Origin of the sequence: Lactococcus cremoris subsp. cremoris KW2 (genome assembly GCF_000468955.1) — a bacterium.
GTDB classification, from domain to species: domain Bacteria; phylum Bacillota; class Bacilli; order Lactobacillales; family Streptococcaceae; genus Lactococcus; species Lactococcus cremoris.
Genome location: NC_022369.1, coordinates 1,780,880 through 1,797,539, shown reverse-complemented (window position 1 = coordinate 1,797,539; position 16,660 = coordinate 1,780,880). Strand labels below are relative to the sequence as shown.

The window sequence follows — 16,660 nt, the reverse complement described above, 5'->3', positions numbered from 1 at the left end:
ATGGTTGAAACATATAAGAGCACAAGTAACCCCATGATGAATCGACCAGTTGTCAAAGCCGAGTTAGTCGAATGGATGCGTTCAAGTCAAACACAAGTGACTGGAGAACTTGCAGAAGTCCTAAACTTTGCTAAAGAAAATAACATTCCTGTTATTCCACATGAAACAGTTCTCTATTTTCAAATGCTATTGAGTCTGCTCAAGCCTAAAAGAATTCTGGAAATTGGGACAGCTATTGGTTTTTCAGCCTTAGTAATGGCACAAGAAGTTCCAGAAGCTGAGATTGTGACCATTGATCGTAATCCTGAAATGATTGAGCTAGCCAAGAAAAATTTAACTAAATACGATCACCGCAATCAAATTCAGCTTAAAGAAGGAGATGCTGCAGATGTTTTGCAAGAATTAAAAGGTCCATTTGATCTTGTTTTCATGGATTCAGCCAAGTCGAAATATGTTGAATTCTTACCTAAATCACTTGAATTGCTTTCAGAAAATGGACTTATCCTAATGGATGATGTTTTTCAAGCTGGTGAAATATTGTTGCCAATCATGGAGGTTAAAAGAAATCAACGAGCTTTGGAACGAGGCTTAAGAAAACTTTTTGATGAAGTTTTTGATAATCCTAAATATATGACCAGCGTTCTTCCGCTAGGTGATGGATTATTAATGATAAAAAAAGCATAAAAATTGCTGATAAAAGTCTTAGTAATTTTAGAAAGTTTTTTTGCATAAATAAAGCTTTCTTTAATTTTTTATGATATAATTACAACAACTTAAAAATAAAAGTGTGTTTTTAGTACAAAAAGCTACAAACATCGAATGATGCGAAGGAGAATATCTTGAAATTCAAAAAACTCGGATTAGTTATGGCTACAGTCTTTGCCGGAGCCGCATTGGTAACCTTGTCTGGTTGCTCAAGCAGTGATTCAGCAAGCAAGGATATCATCACAATGAAAGGTGATACCATTCGCGTTTCTGATTTATACAAGGAAGCTAAACAATTCCCGTCACAACCGACAAATACTTTGCTTCAAAATTTAACCTTTGATAAAATTTTTACTAAAGATTTTGGAAAAGAAGTTACTGATAAAGATGTCAACAAAAAAGTTAAATCTCTCAAAGATCAGTATGGAAGCCAATTTGCCTCAGCTTTGCAACAACAAGGTTTGACAGAAGCAAGTTTCACACCATACATGCGTACACAAATGCTTGAGCAAGCAGCAATTGACCACGAAATCGAAGCAACGCAATATACCGATGCCAATCTCAAAAAAGCTTGGGAATCTTATCATCCAGATGTAACAGCTTATGTTGTTTCTGAAACTTCAAAAGATGCAGCGACTAAAGCTTTAGATGCTGCTAAAAAAGATGATGCTGGTAAAGCAAGCTTTGAGAAAACAAATGCTGCAAGTAAAGTCACTTTTAATTCAACATCAACAACTGTGCCAACTGAGGTTCAAACTGCAGCATTTAAGTTGAAAAATGGTGAATTTTCAAGCGTAATTGAATCTACTAGTGCATCAACTGGTGCTACTTCTTACTACATTGTTGAGATGGTTAAATCTTCTGAAAAAGGTAGTGACATGAACAAGTATAAAAAAGAACTTAAAAATGTCATTAAAGCTGAAAAAGAACAAGATACAACCTTTGTCAGCGGAGTTATTGCTAAGTACCTTAAAAAGAATAATGTCACTGTGAAAGAATCTGCTTTTGCATCAATCTTCTCACAATTCACCCAAACATCAAGTACATCTTCATCTAAATAATTTAATAAAAATCAACTTTAAAGAGAGCTCAAAAAGGTGAGAATGAGCAAGTTGATAAAAGTGCTTACAGCAGAGAGAACTGCTCTAACAACCAAAGTAAGATGATAGAAATTCTATCGTGAATAAGGGTGGTACCGCGGTATAACTGTATGCGCCCCTTTGTTTACGGTAGAATTTTATTGTTTTATTGTGAAAATATTAACAAAGTGTACAAGGTAAGTTTATTGCTAAGCTATAAACTTTTTATAAAAGGAGAAAATAATGAAAACCATGACTTCCGCAGAAGTTCGCCAAATGTTCCTCGACTTTTTCAAATCAAAAGGTCATACTGTTGAACCTTCGCAAAGTCTTGTTCCTGTAAATGACCCAACTTTGCTTTGGATTAATTCAGGAGTAGCAACACTAAAAAAATATTTTGATGGCTCAGTCGTTCCTGAAAATCCACGATTGACTAATGCTCAAAAAGCGATTCGAACAAATGATATTGAAAATGTCGGAAAAACTGCCCGTCATCACACCATGTTTGAAATGCTTGGAAATTTTTCAATTGGTGATTATTTCCGTAATGAAGCGATTGCTTTTGCTTGGGAATTATTGACAAGTTCTGAATGGTTTGAGTTTCCAGCAGAAAAACTTTATATCACTTATTATCCAGCTGATAAAGATACCTATAATCGCTGGGTTGAAGTTGGAGTTGATCCAACACATCTTGTCCCAATTGAAGATAATTTCTGGGAAATTGGTGCTGGTCCTTCAGGTCCAGATACAGAAATATTCTTTGACCGTGGGGAGATTTACGACCCAGAACATGTTGGTTTGAAATTATTGGCTGAAGATATTGAAAATGACCGTTATATCGAGATTTGGAATATTGTTTTGTCACAATTTAATGCGAATCCAGCGATTCCACGTTCGGAATATCCTGAATTACCACAGAAAAATATTGATACGGGAATGGGGCTTGAACGGATGGTCTGCATTATTCAAGGTGGTAAAACAAACTTTGATACAGACCTATTCTTGCCAATTATTCGCGAAATTGAGAAACTCTCTGGAAAAACTTACAGTCCAGACAGTGAAAATATGAGTTTCAAAGTGATTGCTGACCATATTCGCTCGCTTTCATTTGCTATTGGTGATGGTGCTTTGCCAGGAAATGAAGGGCGTGGTTATGTTCTGCGTCGTTTACTTCGTCGCGCGGTTATGCACGGTAAAAAATTGGGAATTCAAGGTAAATTTTTAGCTTCACTCGTGCCAACTGTTGGTAAAATCATGCAATCTTATTATCCAGAAGTTCTCGAAAAAGAAGATTTCATTATGCAAATTATTGACCGTGAAGAAGAAACTTTCAATCGGACGATTGATGCAGGTCAAAAATTGATTGATGAGCTTTTGGTAAATCTTAAGGCTGAAGGTAAAGATAGAATTGAAGGGGCTGATATTTTCCGCCTCTACGATACATATGGATTCCCTGTCGAATTAACCGAAGAATTGGCAGAAGATGAAGGATTCAAAATTGACCATGAAGGATTCAAAGTAGCTATGAAAGCTCAACAAGACCGTGCGCGTGCGGCTGTGGTTAAGGGTGGCTCAATGGGTGCTCAAAATGAAACTTTGTCTTCTATCGAAGTGGACTCAAAATTCCTTTATGAAGATAAAAAAGCCCAAGCAAAATTACTCGTGGCTATAAAAGATGATGAGCTTGTTGATGAAGTTACTGGCAAAGCTCAATTAGTATTTGACATGACGCCTTTCTATGCTGAAATGGGTGGTCAAGTGGCTGACCATGGAGTCATTAAAAATGCTGATGGTCAAGTGGTGGCAACTGTATTAGATGTTCAACACGCACCACATGGACAAAATCTTCATTCTGTGGAAACTATCTCACCACTTAAAGTTGGGGAAACTTATACTTTAGAAATTGATGAAGAACGTCGTTCTGCTGTTGTAAAAAACCATACAGCGACTCACTTACTTCATGCTGCTTTGCATAATATTGTTGGGAATCACGCACTACAAGCTGGTTCACTTAATGAGGTAGAATTCTTACGTTTTGACTTCACTCACTTTGCTCAAGTAACCAAAGAAGAGTTGGCTGAAATTGAGCGTCAAGTTAATGAAGTGATTTGGCAATCATTGAAAGTTGAAACGATTGAAACCGATATTGCTACAGCAAAAGAAATGGGTGCAATGGCTCTTTTCGGTGAAAAATATGGTAAAAATGTTCGTGTTGTAAAAATTGGAGATTATTCAATCGAACTTTGTGGAGGAACACATACGCAAACAACTTCTGAAATTGGTCTTTTCAAGATTATTAAAGAAGAAGGAATTGGTTCTGGTGTGCGCCGGATTATTGCTGTGACAGGTCAAAAAGCTTATGAAGCCTTCAAAGATGCTGAAAATACTTTGAGCGAAGTGGCTGGATTGGTTAAAGCACCACAAGCTTCACAAATCGTCGCAAAAGTTTCTAACTTACAAGATGAACTTAAAGCAGCTCAAAAAGAAAATGATGCTTTAGCTGGCAAACTTGCAGCGAGCCAATCAGATGAAATCTTCAAAAATGTACAAAGAGCTGGTTCTGTAAGCTTTATTGCGAGTCAAGTAACTGTTCCTGATGCCAATGGCTTACGTAATTTGGCAGATATTTGGAAACAAAAAGAATTGTCAGATGTCCTCGTTTTAGTCGCTACAATTGGTGAAAAAGTAAGTCTTTTAGTGGCTTCTAAATCATTAGATGTAAAAGCGGGTAATTTAGTTAAAGAATTAGCACCATTTGTTGATGGTCGTGGTGGTGGAAAACCAGATATGGCTATGGCCGGTGGTTCAAATGCAGCAGGAATTCCTGAACTTTTGACAGCTGTTGCTGAAAAATTAGGATAAGACAAGAATATCGTAGATCATCTACGATATTTTTTCTTTTTTGGTCAGCAAGTATTTGTGGTAAAATGAGAAAAATACTTGAAAGAGAAGTCTAAAATGAAGATAGCGATTTTTGGGGATTCAATCACAAATGGATTTGGTATGGACGAAGGAGGAGCATCAAATATTCTGCCAAGATTAATTGAGAAAAAAGAGCCAGATGTTAAAGTTTTGCTTCATGGAATCAATGGAGATGATACTTACGGAGGACTTCTTCGACTAAAATATGTTGTTGAGGAAAAAGCTGATTTAAATTTCATTTTCTTTGGGGCAAATGATGCTTCACCTCATCATTTGATTCGGCCAAAAGAATTTAAGGATAATTTAGAGCAAATGATTGCACAGCTGGATGCAAAAAGAACAGTTCTAATTACTCCTCCTTTTTATAATGATGACGAACCGACGCATTATAGTCGGCTGTCTGAGGTTGAACTTTTTAGACAGGCAACAATTGATTTGGCAAAAGAAAAATCGCTCAAGTTGATTGATATTTACCAGCTCATGTTGGAACAAGAAAACCCAAAAGCCTTGTTAAGAGCTGATGGTTTACATTTTACTTTAGAAGCTTACCGGCTTTTGGTTGAGGAAATTTTGACTGTGATAAAAAATTTTATTCAATAATTTTTACAAAATCATTGGTAGGGTAACGCCGATGGGGATAACCTGCTTTTAAGGGTTTACCAAGAGGGAGCATTAGGATAGGTTCAAGCTTTTGAGGAATATTTAAAAATTCCATTATTTTTTGGAAATCAGTACCGCGCATAGGATTAGACTCGTAGCCAAATGCTCTGATTGTATGCATCAGATTCATGGCAAAAAGTCCGTTATCAAATCTGAGCCCTTCGTTACTGATATCCTCGGGATGAAGTTTTAGATAAGTATGTACTCGACTAGTTTTTTCTGTCAGCTGATTTTCTGAAATGATGTGATTTTCTAAATTGAATTTCATAATTTTTTGAATATCGTAGTTACTTTTGTCGCCAAAAATTAGAAATACTGCGGAGGCATCGGCAATTTGTTGTTGCTTGAAAGAAATATCTTTCAAGATTTCTTGTTTCTCCTTATTTTTGACAACGAAGACTTTCCAAGGTTGGAAATTATTTCCTGAAGGGGCATTAGCCGCATGGCTAAGAATATCCATAATTTCTTGGTTGCTGATTTGTGCTGTGGGATCAAAAGTTCTGACGGATTTGCGTCCATCTAAAAAGTCTAATTGTGTCATTCTTGTTCTCCTTGATTTATTGATGGAGTTATTATAATATAATAGAATATAAAAAGATAGTACGCACTTTTTTGTTACTGTAAAAATGTTAAGGAGCACAAATGGATCAAGAATGTGGTGTGAGTAAAGTCATGGATATTTTTGGGGGAAAATGGAAATTAAAAATTCTTTGGATAATATGTAATCATGAAGGAATTCGTTTTAATCAATTGCGAAGAGAGGTTAACGGAATTACTAATGTGATGTTGACGAGGTCTTTAGAGCTTTTGATGGAACACGATTTGGTTATCCGAAAAGATTTTCAGACCATTCCACCACATGTTGAATATTATTTGACCAAAAAAGGAGAAGATTTAGTACCTTTTATGCAGCAACTAGATCTTTGGGGGCGAGAAAATCTGTAATTGCCTAACATTTTTGTGGTCTTATGGTAAAATTAAATTAAGAGATTCTTGGAGAATGATAAATATGGTAAAAAATACAGAAGATAAGCCGCTAGCTCAGAATAAAAAAGCACGACATGATTATGAAATTTATGAGACTTTTGAGGCGGGAATTGTGCTGACAGGAACGGAGATTAAGTCGGTTCGTCAGGCAAAAATTCAGCTCAAAGATGGATTTGCCAGAGTTCGCAATGGCGAAGTTTGGCTATCAAATGTTCATATTGCGCCATTTGAGCAAGGAAATATTTTTAATGTTGAGGAGTTGCGCACGAGAAAATTATTGCTCAATAAAAAAGAAATTGCTAAGATTGATAAGGAATTATCAGGAACAGGAATTACTTTTATTCCTTTAAAAGTTTATTTGAAAAATGGCTTTGCCAAAGTGCTGATGGGACTTGCTCGAGGTAAAAAAGATTATGATAAGCGAGAAAGCCTTAAACGCAAAGAGCAAAATCGCGATATTGCAAGACAGCTTAAAGCTTACAATCGTTAACTATGATTAAAAATACTGACAGAGCGACTGTCAGTATTTTTTTACTAGTTTGTCAGTAATTATAAAAAAGAATTCTAAAGAAAAAAGTATTTACGTTCCATTTACCTTGTATTTACTAAGTGTTTACAAGCGATTCTGTCTTTCGATGATAAAATAGTTTTGTAAGCAAAAAGCTTAACAACTTATTTAGAAATTAATTGGAGAAACTTCTCATGAAAAAGAAAATTCTTGTTGGTATTATTACTGCTGGTGCATTGTTGACTTTGGCGGCCTGTGGTTCATCAAATGGTTCATCATCTAGCAGCTCTAGTTCTTCTGACAAAGCTTTGTCAGGAAAAATTATCGCTGGAGGTTCAACAGCTCTTCAACCATTAGCACAACAATCGTCAACAGAATTTATGGCTAAAAATCCTTCTGTTCAAGTAACTGTGCAAGGTGGTGGGTCTGGTGTCGGCTTGACCCAAGTGGCTGCTGGTTCTTTCCAAATTGGAAACTCTGACATTTTTGCTGAGGAAAAATCCGGAATTGATGCTTCAGCAATTACTGACCATAAAGTAGCAGTTGTTGGTTTTGCCCCAATTATTAACGCTAAAACTGATGTGAAAAATTTAACTTCACAACAATTGCAAGACGTCTTTACTGGTAAAGTGACAAACTGGAAAGAAGTGGGTGGTTCAGATCAAAAGATTACTGTTATCGGTCGAACTGAAGGGTCTGGAACACGCGTGAATTTCGATAAGTTTGCACTGGGTGGGGCAACAGAAGTTAAAGGACCAACACAAGATGCGTCTGGTTCAGTTGTTCAAATGGTAGGTCAAACACCAGGAGCCATCTCATATGTTGCACTTTCTTATGTTGATACAAGTAAAGACATCAAAGATATTTCGATTGATGGTGTTGAGCCAACTGAAGCAAATGTTGTAACTAATGACTATAAAGTTTGGTCTTACGAACATATGTACACGAATACTAAAAAAGAAACAGCGGCGGATAAAGCCTTCATCAAATATGTTTCTGAAAACAACAAAGACATTAAAAAATTAGGATATATTCCAATTAGCGACATGAAAGTTGAACGTGATGCTGACGGAAATATTACTAAAAAATAAGACGAAGGCTGATTCAATTTCGACAGAAATCAGTTTGTCAGTAAAATAATTATGTATAAGAAGTAGTGGTTAATCGCATCATTCAAAGCAATAAAAATTTTCTTCTTCATAAATTAAAATTTTATGCTCAGCTACTTTTTTATAAAATCAATGTTCAGTGAATTTAAACAGGGTTTACTGAGCATTGGACTTTAAATATATCTTCATATTCTTTCCCTAAAGACAGGAAGCTGCTCATTCTCTAAGAATTGAGCATTTTCCCGTATTATTTACAAAACATTTACATAAGAACGCTGTCATCAAGCGACCTTTGAGGGGGCATTATGTTATAATTAAGCTATGAAGAAGAAAATTTTTATTGCTTTGATGGCCAGTGTAAGTTTATTTGCATTGGCAGCTTGTGGTTCTGGAAATAAACAGGTCACGGCTGGTGGCTCAACTGCTTTGCAGCCAATGGTTGAACATGCTTCTATGTCATATATGAAGCAAAATCCTGATGAAATTATCATGGTTCAAGGGGGCGGTTCTGGTGTCGGCTTGGCTCAAGTTGCTGCTGGTTCTTTTCAAATTGGTAATTCTGATATTTTTGCCGAAGAAAAGTCAGGAATAGCGGTTGATAAAATTATTGACCATAAAGTTGCTGTTATTGGTTTTGCACCAATTATCAACAAAAAGTTAAAAGTAAAAAACTTGTCTCAACAAGAACTTATTGATATTTTCACTGGGAAAATCACTAATTGGAAAGAAGTTGGTGGCCAAGATCAAAAAATTACAGTTATTGGTAGAACTGCTGGTTCAGGAACGCGTGTGAATTTTGATAAATACGCGTTGAATGGCGCAACAGAAGTGAATGGTCCAACTCAAGATGCTTCAGGTTCTGTTGTTCAATTAGTAGGGCAAACGCCAGGGGCTATTTCTTATGTTGCTTTTAGTTACACTGATAAACCGGGAGTAAAAGCAGTCAATGTTGACGGTGTCGCTCCGACTTATGACAATGTGAAGACTAATGCATGGAAAATCTGGTCATACGAGCACATGTACACCAATAAATCTCGTAAAAATACGATTGAAAATAAATTTATCGAATACGTTCAAAATGATAAAAAAACACTTGAACAATTAGGCTATATCCGTGTCTCTGAGATGAAAGTTGACCGAGACGCAAAAGGAAATGTTGAAAAAATCAAGTAATCACCTTTAAAGTTTGTGATAAAAGTAAATTAGAACTGACAATAGTCAGCTTTAATATACTTTAAAAATAAAGTTTTAAGTGAAAAAAATTTGCATTATCAAATAAAATATAAATCAACAAAAAATAGTTAGGTCCTTATGGAAAATTCAAAAATCAAAGAAAAATTGCTTTCAAGCAATAAAAATTCAAGGCTTGAAAAATTTGGTAAGAGTTTGACGTTCTTATGTATTGCCCTCATTGTCTTCGTTGTAGGCGCAATCCTCGTCTTTGTTGCTCAAAAAGGTCTGTCAACTTTTTATTCAGATGGCGTAAATCCTTTCCGCTTCCTCTTTGGAACCAACTGGTCACCAGGTAATCTTGGACCAGATGGTAAACCTGCAGTTGGGGCTTTGCCAATGTTTGCGGGTTCATTGATTGTTACGGTACTTTCTGCACTTGTTGCCACACCTTTTGCGATTGGTGCAGGAATTTACATGACAGAAATCTCACCAAAATATGGTAAAAAAATCTTGCAACCTGTCATTGAACTCCTTGTAGGGATTCCGTCAGTAGTTTATGGTTTCATTGGTTTGACCGTTGTCGTGCCTGCCATTCGTAACGTTTTTGGCGGAACAGGTTTGGGACTTTTGTCAGGTGTGTTTGTGCTCTTTGTCATGATTTTGCCAACTGTAACTTCAATGACCGTGGACGCTATGAAAGCTGTCCCTTCTTATTATAAAGAAGCATCACTCGGACTTGGCGCCACTCGCTGGCAAACGATTTGGCGTGTTCTCTTACGTGCGGCTACACCAGGAATTTTGACTGCGGTTATCTTTGGAATGGCGCGTGCCTTTGGTGAAGCTTTGGCTATTCAAATGGTCGTTGGTAATGCGGTCATGATGCCAAAAGATTTGATTTCACCAGCTTCAACCTTGACATCAATCTTGACTTCAGGAATTCCTAATGCAACACCTGGTATTCAATTGAATGCACTTTGGTCACTTGCCTTACTCCTTTTGATTATGTCACTCTTTTTCAACCTCGCAATGCGTGCTATTGCTAAGAAAGGAAGTCTTAAATAATGAACGCTAAACGCTCTGACAAGATTGCCACTGGTGTCCTTTACGTCCTTTCTGGCATCATTGTGCTTATCCTCGCTTTTTTACTGGCATATATTTTAGTTAAAGGTTTGCCAGTTATCTTTAAAGACCCTAAATTTATCATCACCGCGTCAAATCCGTTGACAGGTGGTGGGATTGCCGTCCAACTATTTAATTCTGTTTATCTATTGATTGTAACGCTGATTATCTCTGTTCCCCTATCGCTAGGTGCTGGGATTTATCTGTCTGAGTATGCAAATCAGAAACATTGGTTAACTGGTGTTGTTCGCTCAGCCATTGAAGTATTGTCTTCACTTCCTTCAATCGTTGTTGGGCTTTTCGGGATGTTAATTTTCGTTTTACAATTTGGTCTCGGCTTCTCAGTTTTATCAGGTGCCTTGGCATTGACCGTTTTCAACTTACCGTTGATGACCCGTAATGTTGAAGAATCACTTCGAGCAATTCCAACTTCACAACGTGAAGGCGGTTTGGCCCTTGGAATGTCTCGCTGGGAAACAGCAACACAAGTTATTTTACCAGCGGCAGTTCCTGGAATTATCACAGGGGTGATTCTTTCATCAGGACGTGTCTTTGGTGAGGCAGCGGCTTTGATTTATACTGCTGGACAAACAAACTTGCCGATTAACTGGGCAAACTGGAATCCGATGAGCTTGACTTCACCGCTGTCACTTTTCAGACCAGCTGAAACCTTGGCTGTTCATATCTGGGCACTTAATACTGAGGGAACAATTTCAACGGCGCAACAAATTTCTGCAGGAGCCTCAGCGGTATTGATTATCTTTGTCCTCCTCTTTAACCTGGGTGCTCGTTTCATTGGGAATCGAATTCACAAGAAATTAACCTCTTCAAATTAAGAAAACTTATAAGTTTAACAGAAAGAATAATTATGGCAACAACATATGACTGGACTCAGCGCAAAATTATGGTGCCTGAGAAAGAAGAAATAGCATTATCAACCAATGATTTGCGTGTTTTCTATAATGGAACAAAAGAAGCAATTCATGGTGTGACAATGTCATTTCCCAAAAATGAAATAACTGCACTTATTGGCCCTTCTGGTTCTGGTAAATCGACTTATCTGCGTGCATTAAATCGAATGAATGATACGATTGATGGAGCGCGCGTAACTGGTGAAATCAATTATGAAGGGGTCAATATTAACGACAACAAAGTAAATGTCTTTGAAGTTCGTAAGCAAATTGGGATGGTTTTTCAAAGACCTAATCCATTTCCTAAATCAATTTATGAAAATATTGCCTTCATTCATCGCCGTGATGGGGTGAGAGATAAGAAAAAATTGGACGAGATTGTTGAAACCTCACTGAAGCAAGCTGCTTTGTGGGAGCAAGTCAAAGATAATCTTAATCAATCGGCTTTGGCTATGTCTGGTGGACAAGCGCAGCGTTTGTGTATTGCACGTGCCTTGTCAGTAAAACCAGAAATTATCTTGATGGATGAACCGGCTTCTGCCCTTGACCCAATTTCAACCATGCAAATTGAAGAAACAATGATGGAACTTAAAGAAAATTATACGATCATTATCGTGACTCACAATATGGCTCAAGCTTCTCGAGCTTCTGATAATACAGCATTTTTCTACTCTGGAGATTTGATTGAGTATGATAAGACAAGCACTATTTTCACTCAGCCTAGTTTACAATCAACAGAGGACTATGTTTCTGGTCACTTTGGTTAAGAAATAAAAACATCACACATTTATTCAATTTTGTTGTCAAAATTTGATAAAAATTACTGACAAAGCTACAAAGTTGCTAAAATATTTTCTGTCAGTAAAACATACTGATAGAAAGTCAAAAATTTTTTGTCATAGGACAGTCAATTGTACTTTGGTACATTACGAATGTGCTGGTAGTTCTATCAGTAACTTATAAAAAGGTAAGATATGGAAAAAGAAGCAGTTTTAACCGTCAGCGACTTGTCGCTTTATTACAGCAAGAAAAAAGCGTTGAATACGATAAATATGACATTCTACAAGAATGAAATTACAGCGCTCATTGGTCCGTCTGGATGTGGAAAATCAACACTATTGCGCTCAATCAATCGTATGAATGATTTGATTCCAACAGTGACTATCACTGGAGCGATTGATTACAAAGGTAAAAATATTTATAGTCCAAAAGTTGATACCGTTGATTTACGAAAAGAAATCGGTATGGTTTTCCAACAACCGAATCCCTTCCCATTTTCAATTTATGAAAATGTGGTTTATGGACTGCGCTTAAAAGGTGTCAAAGATAAAGCACTTCTTGATGAAGTTGTGGAAAACTCACTTAAAGCAGCAAATATTTGGGATGAAGTGAAGGATATTTTGCACAGTTCAGCTCTTGGACTTTCAGGTGGACAACAACAACGGGTTTGTATCGCTCGTGTCCTTGCGGTCAATCCAGAAATTATCTTAATGGATGAACCAACATCAGCCCTTGACCCAATTTCAGCGGCTCGTGTCGAAGAAACCATGCTTGAACTTAAAAAAGATTATACAATCGCTATCGTGACGCATAGTATGCAACAAGCATCACGTATTTCAGATCGTACCGCTTTTATGTTAGACGGGAATCTGATTGAGTATAATGATACAAAAAGTATTTTCTTGAATCCAGAAAAACAAGAAACATCTGATTATATTTCTGGTAAATTTGGATAAATTTCATTGCTAGCACTTTGGTGCTAAAAATATCAATGGCCGTAAAACGCTAAAGCGTCAACGGTCAAACAGGAAAGGGAAAAGCGATGCTTTTCTAATCTCCAAACTGAAAGCTCCCTTTTCAGTCGCTTTCAGTTATGGCGTTCTTCCTAGATATTACATTAGCATTCATTAAAGCGGAATATCATCGATTTAATGAATGTCTCATAATAACATTACTATAAAAATAAAGAGGGGTAATTATGTTGCGTACACAATTTGAAGAAGACCTTAATAAACTTCACAATCAATTTTACTCAATGGGCACGCAAGTTTCTGCTCAATTGAATAAGGCCGTTCGTGCCTTTGTTAGCCATGATCGAGATTTGGCTGAACAAGTTATTGAAGGCGACCATGCCATTAATGACCAAGAAAAAAGTCTTGAAAACCAATCATTAGAAATGATTGCACTTCAACAACCTGTTTCTAGCGATTTGCGAACAATCATCACAGTCCTTAAAGCGTCATCTGACCTTGAGCGAATGGGTGACCACGTTGCATCTATCGCTAAGGCAACCATTTCACTTAAAGGTGAAGAACGAATTCATGTGGTTGAAGAAGATATCAGCTTACTCGGTGAAAAAGTTAAATCTATCGTTGATGCTTCGCTCAATGCTTATATTCAAGGAAATGACAAACGTGCTCATGAAATTGCTGAACAACAATATGTCATCAAAAGCATGAGTCACGAAATTCAAGAAAAAATTCTTGACGGAATGAAAGAAAACTCTGAAACAGTAACAACAGGTAAAGAATACCTGTTGACATTGGTTTACTTAGAACGAATTACCGGTTACGCGGTCAATCTCTGTGAGTGGATTGTTTACTTGAATTCTGGAAATATTATTGAACTTTAAAATAAAAAGTTACTGATGGAATTGCTATCAGTAATTTTTTTTATTGTCATAATCAATTTCAATGACTTGGTGGGTCAGATAATTATTTTCAGCAAAGTCCATTTTGATGACATAGGGCATTTTGCCAGCTAAAGATTGAAAATCTTGAAACTGAAAGTCTGGTTGATAAAAATTTAAAATGGTAGAAAGAGAAGTACCATGAGTTCCGATTGCAACTTTTTGATTTTTAGAAGTTGCTAAAATCTGTTCAAGGGCTGAAATATTACGATTTTGAACTTCACGTAAGGATTCTCCGTCAGCAAGTTTATAATCAAAATCATTCCATTGTCGCTTTGCAAAAGGCCAAAAATCAGCTATTTCATGGCCAACATTTCTTTCTCTCAAATCAGAAATGAGTTGAATTTCAAGATTTTTAGAGTGAGCAAGAGGATTCAGGGTACGAACAGAACGTTGAAATGGACTGGAAAAAATTTGCTCGATTGATACATTTGCAAAAGCATCAGCTAAGATAAGTGCGCGTTTTTCACCCTCGGCAGTCAGCGGAACATCCATATCGTCATAGGCTGCATTATCTCTAAGAGAATGTCGAATAAAATAAATTTCAGTCATGTGCCTCTCCTTTTTGATGTTCTAACCTTCCAAAATTTCAATTTTTAAAGGTTGGGTTGAAATTTCCACTTGCCCTCCCAGAGGAAAAGTAAAAATCGGTTGAGTATGTCCAAAATCGACATCATAAACAACTGGAATTGTTTTTAAATGAGGGTATTTATCTAAAATAAAATGTAAAATTTCTTCAGTCATCCCCTCCTCCTTTGGAAAACGACCAATGACTAAGGCAGAAATTTTAGGATAAACTTGTAAAAAATGAGCTAATTCTCGGTCCCAATCATAAAAATCTTCACCTTCAGCATTTTCTAAAAAAGCAATTGGTTGATTGGATTTGACCTGAGCACTAGTTCCTGTCACAAGCATCAGGGTATTGAGATTTCCGCCAATAATCTCCCCTGACGCTTTGCCATGGTTATATATTTTCCAGGCAGCAGGCAGGAGATGACGAGCTTGAGTGGGGTCGTACCAAGCATCACTCGTGTAGAAAGCGCAGGCATTTAAAGAATAACTTGACTGACCAGCTACTGCATTTTGCCAAGAATTAGTTTGAAAGTCTTGCAATTCATCCATTAAAAAGGCGATGTAACCTGGGCCATAGTAAGTGACTAAGCCAGTTTTAGCGAAGATTGCTTGATGAAGAACAGTGATATCAGAAAAGCCACAGAAAATTTTAGGATTATTTTTTACAATGTTCCAATCAATATAAGGGAGAAGTTCATTAGAGTTAAAGCCACCAAGGGTACATAAAATGGCTCTGACATTAGGGTCTAAAAATGCTGCATGGAAATCGGCAAGTCGTGAATTAATCGAACTTGATTCAAGCAAATCATTTTCTAAAATATGCTGACCAAAAGTAACCTGATAACCAAGTGCTTCAAGACGAACTTTTGCTTTTAATTTATCTTCAAATTTTCCGGTCCGAGTCAAAGAAGAACTAGGTGAAATCACGCGGATTTCATCGCCCTTTTGTAATTTTTTAGGAAATATTTTAGTCATTCATCAAAGCCCTCCGTCAGTAAATTGAACTAATTATAGCATTTACTGACAGTATTGTCATCAAAAATATTTAAAGATTTTAATTTAGGATTCTATTTTGAAAGTTACTGATGGAACTGCTAGTATATTCGTAATGTACTAAAGTACAAACGTCTATCCTATGACAGAAATTCTGTCAGTATTTTTTTATGTTCGACTAACTTTTGGAATATATGACAAAAGAAAAATAAATATATTTTTTTAAAGTCGGTAACTAAAGATACTATGTAAGAACTGACGATAATATAAGAAAATAAAAAACTAAGAAGATGTTATAATCCAAGGCTTTCCAGCAAAATAATCACTTTTGGCATATATTCCAAAATTTTTCCAAAAAATTTTCAGAGTGCTATAATGGTGGTGTCAGTTGAAATAATAATCTTTAATTGATAAATATAATAATTTTGAGAGGTAAAAGGATTATGGAAGGAAAAATATTTTCTATCAAGAGCAGTTCTGCTGAGGAATCACTTATAGATACTGTCAAATTCAATGTTACTTGTTGTGCGAAAACTCAAAATAATAGGGATACTCCAACTCCAGGAGATAGCCTTGTACGTACAGAAGAAGTAGCCTGATTTAATGGGGTCACGTTAATCATGACCCCATGTTTTCGAGTTAAGGAAAATAACATGGGAAAATTATCACTTTTAGCCTACGAAAAAGAAGAGGAATATATCAATTTATTAACTCATAAAGTTGTTCTTAAAACTGAGGAATATCAATTATATGTTAATGGAATAAAATTAGACGAAATAATAGATGAAAAAATTTATTTAAAATATCTATTTTTGTCCTCACTCTATGGGAATAGGTTATTTTTGGCAATTAAGAGTGAAGAACTTGATGATGCTATTGATAATATTATTCTATTTCCTAAAACTCTCTCGCTAGTATTGTCTCTTAATAATACTCAAGATTATAAACTAATAATCCCAAAAATAACTGAACAAATCATCTTGGTAAAAGTCGGAGAATTAATTTATATAAATAGAGATAACAAGTTGATAGAATTAAATAATAATTTGGTAATAAGTCAAAATGAACTGAGAAGTATTAGTGCAGTTTTATTTTTACCAGATTATTGCTTTATGAATTATAAACTTGAAGAGAGAAATTGGAAATCACTAATGGACAATAAGGTTAAAGCTTATTATGATGCAGAGGAACAATTTGATATTCGATTTTATTCGATTATATAAAATATAGTG

Annotated in this window: 17 protein-coding genes; 14 read left to right on the top strand and 3 right to left on the bottom strand. The window is 36.1% G+C overall.

Annotated features, from left to right (window positions below; all coding sequences use genetic code 11):
- The 4 genes from KW2_RS08490 to KW2_RS08475 all read left to right on the top strand — a co-directional run bounded on the left by KW2_RS08490 (position 1) and on the right by KW2_RS08475 (position 5,306).
- Complete coding sequence (locus KW2_RS08490; RefSeq protein WP_021037658.1) at positions 1 to 684, top strand: O-methyltransferase; 684 nt, start codon at positions 1 to 3, stop codon at positions 682 to 684.
- A 155-nt stretch (positions 685 to 839) separates the two neighbouring features.
- The gene (locus KW2_RS08485; RefSeq protein ID WP_014572243.1) at positions 840 to 1,766 is read left to right on the top strand and encodes a peptidylprolyl isomerase PrsA; all 927 of its coding nucleotides are present in this window, start codon (positions 840 to 842) and stop codon (positions 1,764 to 1,766) included.
- Between the two features lie 261 nt (positions 1,767 to 2,027).
- On the top strand, positions 2,028 to 4,646 hold the full coding sequence (alaS, locus tag KW2_RS08480) for an alanine--tRNA ligase (protein ID WP_021037657.1): 2,619 nt from the start codon (positions 2,028 to 2,030) through the stop codon (positions 4,644 to 4,646).
- Between the two features lie 96 nt (positions 4,647 to 4,742).
- Positions 4,743 to 5,306 carry a GDSL-type esterase/lipase family protein gene (locus tag KW2_RS08475; protein WP_021037656.1) on the top strand — a complete coding sequence of 188 codons (564 nt, stop codon included), beginning with the start codon at positions 4,743 to 4,745 and terminating at the stop codon, positions 5,304 to 5,306.
- Here KW2_RS08475 and KW2_RS08470 read toward each other — a convergent pair.
- Positions 5,296 to 5,907, bottom strand: a complete 612-nt coding sequence (locus tag KW2_RS08470; RefSeq protein WP_021037655.1) for a nitroreductase family protein — start codon at positions 5,905 to 5,907, stop codon at positions 5,296 to 5,298. The genes KW2_RS08475 and KW2_RS08470 overlap by 11 nt on opposite strands.
- A 101-nt stretch (positions 5,908 to 6,008) precedes the next feature.
- On the opposite strand from KW2_RS08470, the gene KW2_RS08465 reads away from it, so the two are divergent.
- From KW2_RS08465 to phoU, 9 genes are all read left to right on the top strand, one after another.
- Positions 6,009 to 6,311, top strand: a complete 303-nt coding sequence (locus KW2_RS08465; protein ID WP_011676718.1) for a winged helix-turn-helix transcriptional regulator — start codon at positions 6,009 to 6,011, stop codon at positions 6,309 to 6,311.
- Positions 6,312 to 6,375: 64 nt separating this feature from the next.
- Complete coding sequence (gene smpB / locus KW2_RS08460) at positions 6,376 to 6,843, top strand: SsrA-binding protein SmpB (protein ID WP_011676717.1); 468 nt, start codon at positions 6,376 to 6,378, stop codon at positions 6,841 to 6,843.
- Between the two features lie 212 nt (positions 6,844 to 7,055).
- Positions 7,056 to 7,952, top strand: coding sequence for a phosphate ABC transporter substrate-binding protein (locus tag KW2_RS08455; protein WP_021037654.1), 897 nt, complete (start codon positions 7,056 to 7,058; stop codon positions 7,950 to 7,952).
- A 339-nt stretch (positions 7,953 to 8,291) separates the two neighbouring features.
- A complete protein-coding gene (locus tag KW2_RS08450; RefSeq protein ID WP_011676715.1) occupies positions 8,292 to 9,143 on the top strand; it encodes a phosphate ABC transporter substrate-binding protein in 852 nt (283 codons plus the stop codon).
- 138 nt (positions 9,144 to 9,281) lie between these two features.
- Positions 9,282 to 10,205 carry a phosphate ABC transporter permease subunit PstC gene (gene pstC, locus KW2_RS08445; RefSeq protein ID WP_011835652.1) on the top strand — a complete coding sequence of 308 codons (924 nt, stop codon included), beginning with the start codon at positions 9,282 to 9,284 and terminating at the stop codon, positions 10,203 to 10,205.
- Positions 10,205 to 11,098, top strand: coding sequence for a phosphate ABC transporter permease PstA (gene pstA / locus KW2_RS08440; RefSeq protein ID WP_011676713.1), 894 nt, complete (start codon positions 10,205 to 10,207; stop codon positions 11,096 to 11,098). The genes pstC and pstA overlap by 1 nt, the downstream gene beginning before the upstream one ends.
- 32 nt (positions 11,099 to 11,130) lie before the next feature.
- Positions 11,131 to 11,940 (top strand): phosphate ABC transporter ATP-binding protein PstB, encoded by an 810-nt coding sequence (gene pstB / locus KW2_RS08435; RefSeq protein ID WP_011676712.1) that lies wholly within the window; start codon positions 11,131 to 11,133, stop codon positions 11,938 to 11,940.
- A 207-nt stretch (positions 11,941 to 12,147) separates the two neighbouring features.
- On the top strand, positions 12,148 to 12,909 hold the full coding sequence (gene pstB, locus KW2_RS08430) for a phosphate ABC transporter ATP-binding protein PstB (protein WP_003130886.1): 762 nt from the start codon (positions 12,148 to 12,150) through the stop codon (positions 12,907 to 12,909).
- A 242-nt stretch (positions 12,910 to 13,151) separates the two neighbouring features.
- Positions 13,152 to 13,805 carry a phosphate signaling complex protein PhoU gene (gene phoU / locus KW2_RS08425; protein ID WP_003130887.1) on the top strand — a complete coding sequence of 218 codons (654 nt, stop codon included), beginning with the start codon at positions 13,152 to 13,154 and terminating at the stop codon, positions 13,803 to 13,805.
- Between the two features lie 27 nt (positions 13,806 to 13,832).
- Here phoU and KW2_RS08420 read toward each other — a convergent pair whose 3' ends face one another.
- Positions 13,833 to 14,414 carry a histidine phosphatase family protein gene (locus KW2_RS08420; RefSeq protein ID WP_021037653.1) on the bottom strand — a complete coding sequence of 194 codons (582 nt, stop codon included), beginning with the start codon at positions 14,412 to 14,414 and terminating at the stop codon, positions 13,833 to 13,835.
- 21 nt (positions 14,415 to 14,435) lie between these two features.
- On the bottom strand, positions 14,436 to 15,410 hold the full coding sequence (locus KW2_RS08415; RefSeq protein ID WP_021037652.1) for a S66 family peptidase: 975 nt from the start codon (positions 15,408 to 15,410) through the stop codon (positions 14,436 to 14,438).
- Between the two features lie 671 nt (positions 15,411 to 16,081).
- On the opposite strand from KW2_RS08415, the gene KW2_RS08410 reads away from it, so the two are divergent.
- A complete protein-coding gene (locus KW2_RS08410; protein WP_021037650.1) occupies positions 16,082 to 16,651 on the top strand; it encodes a hypothetical protein in 570 nt (189 codons plus the stop codon).
- Positions 16,652 to 16,660: the final 9 nt, after the last annotated feature.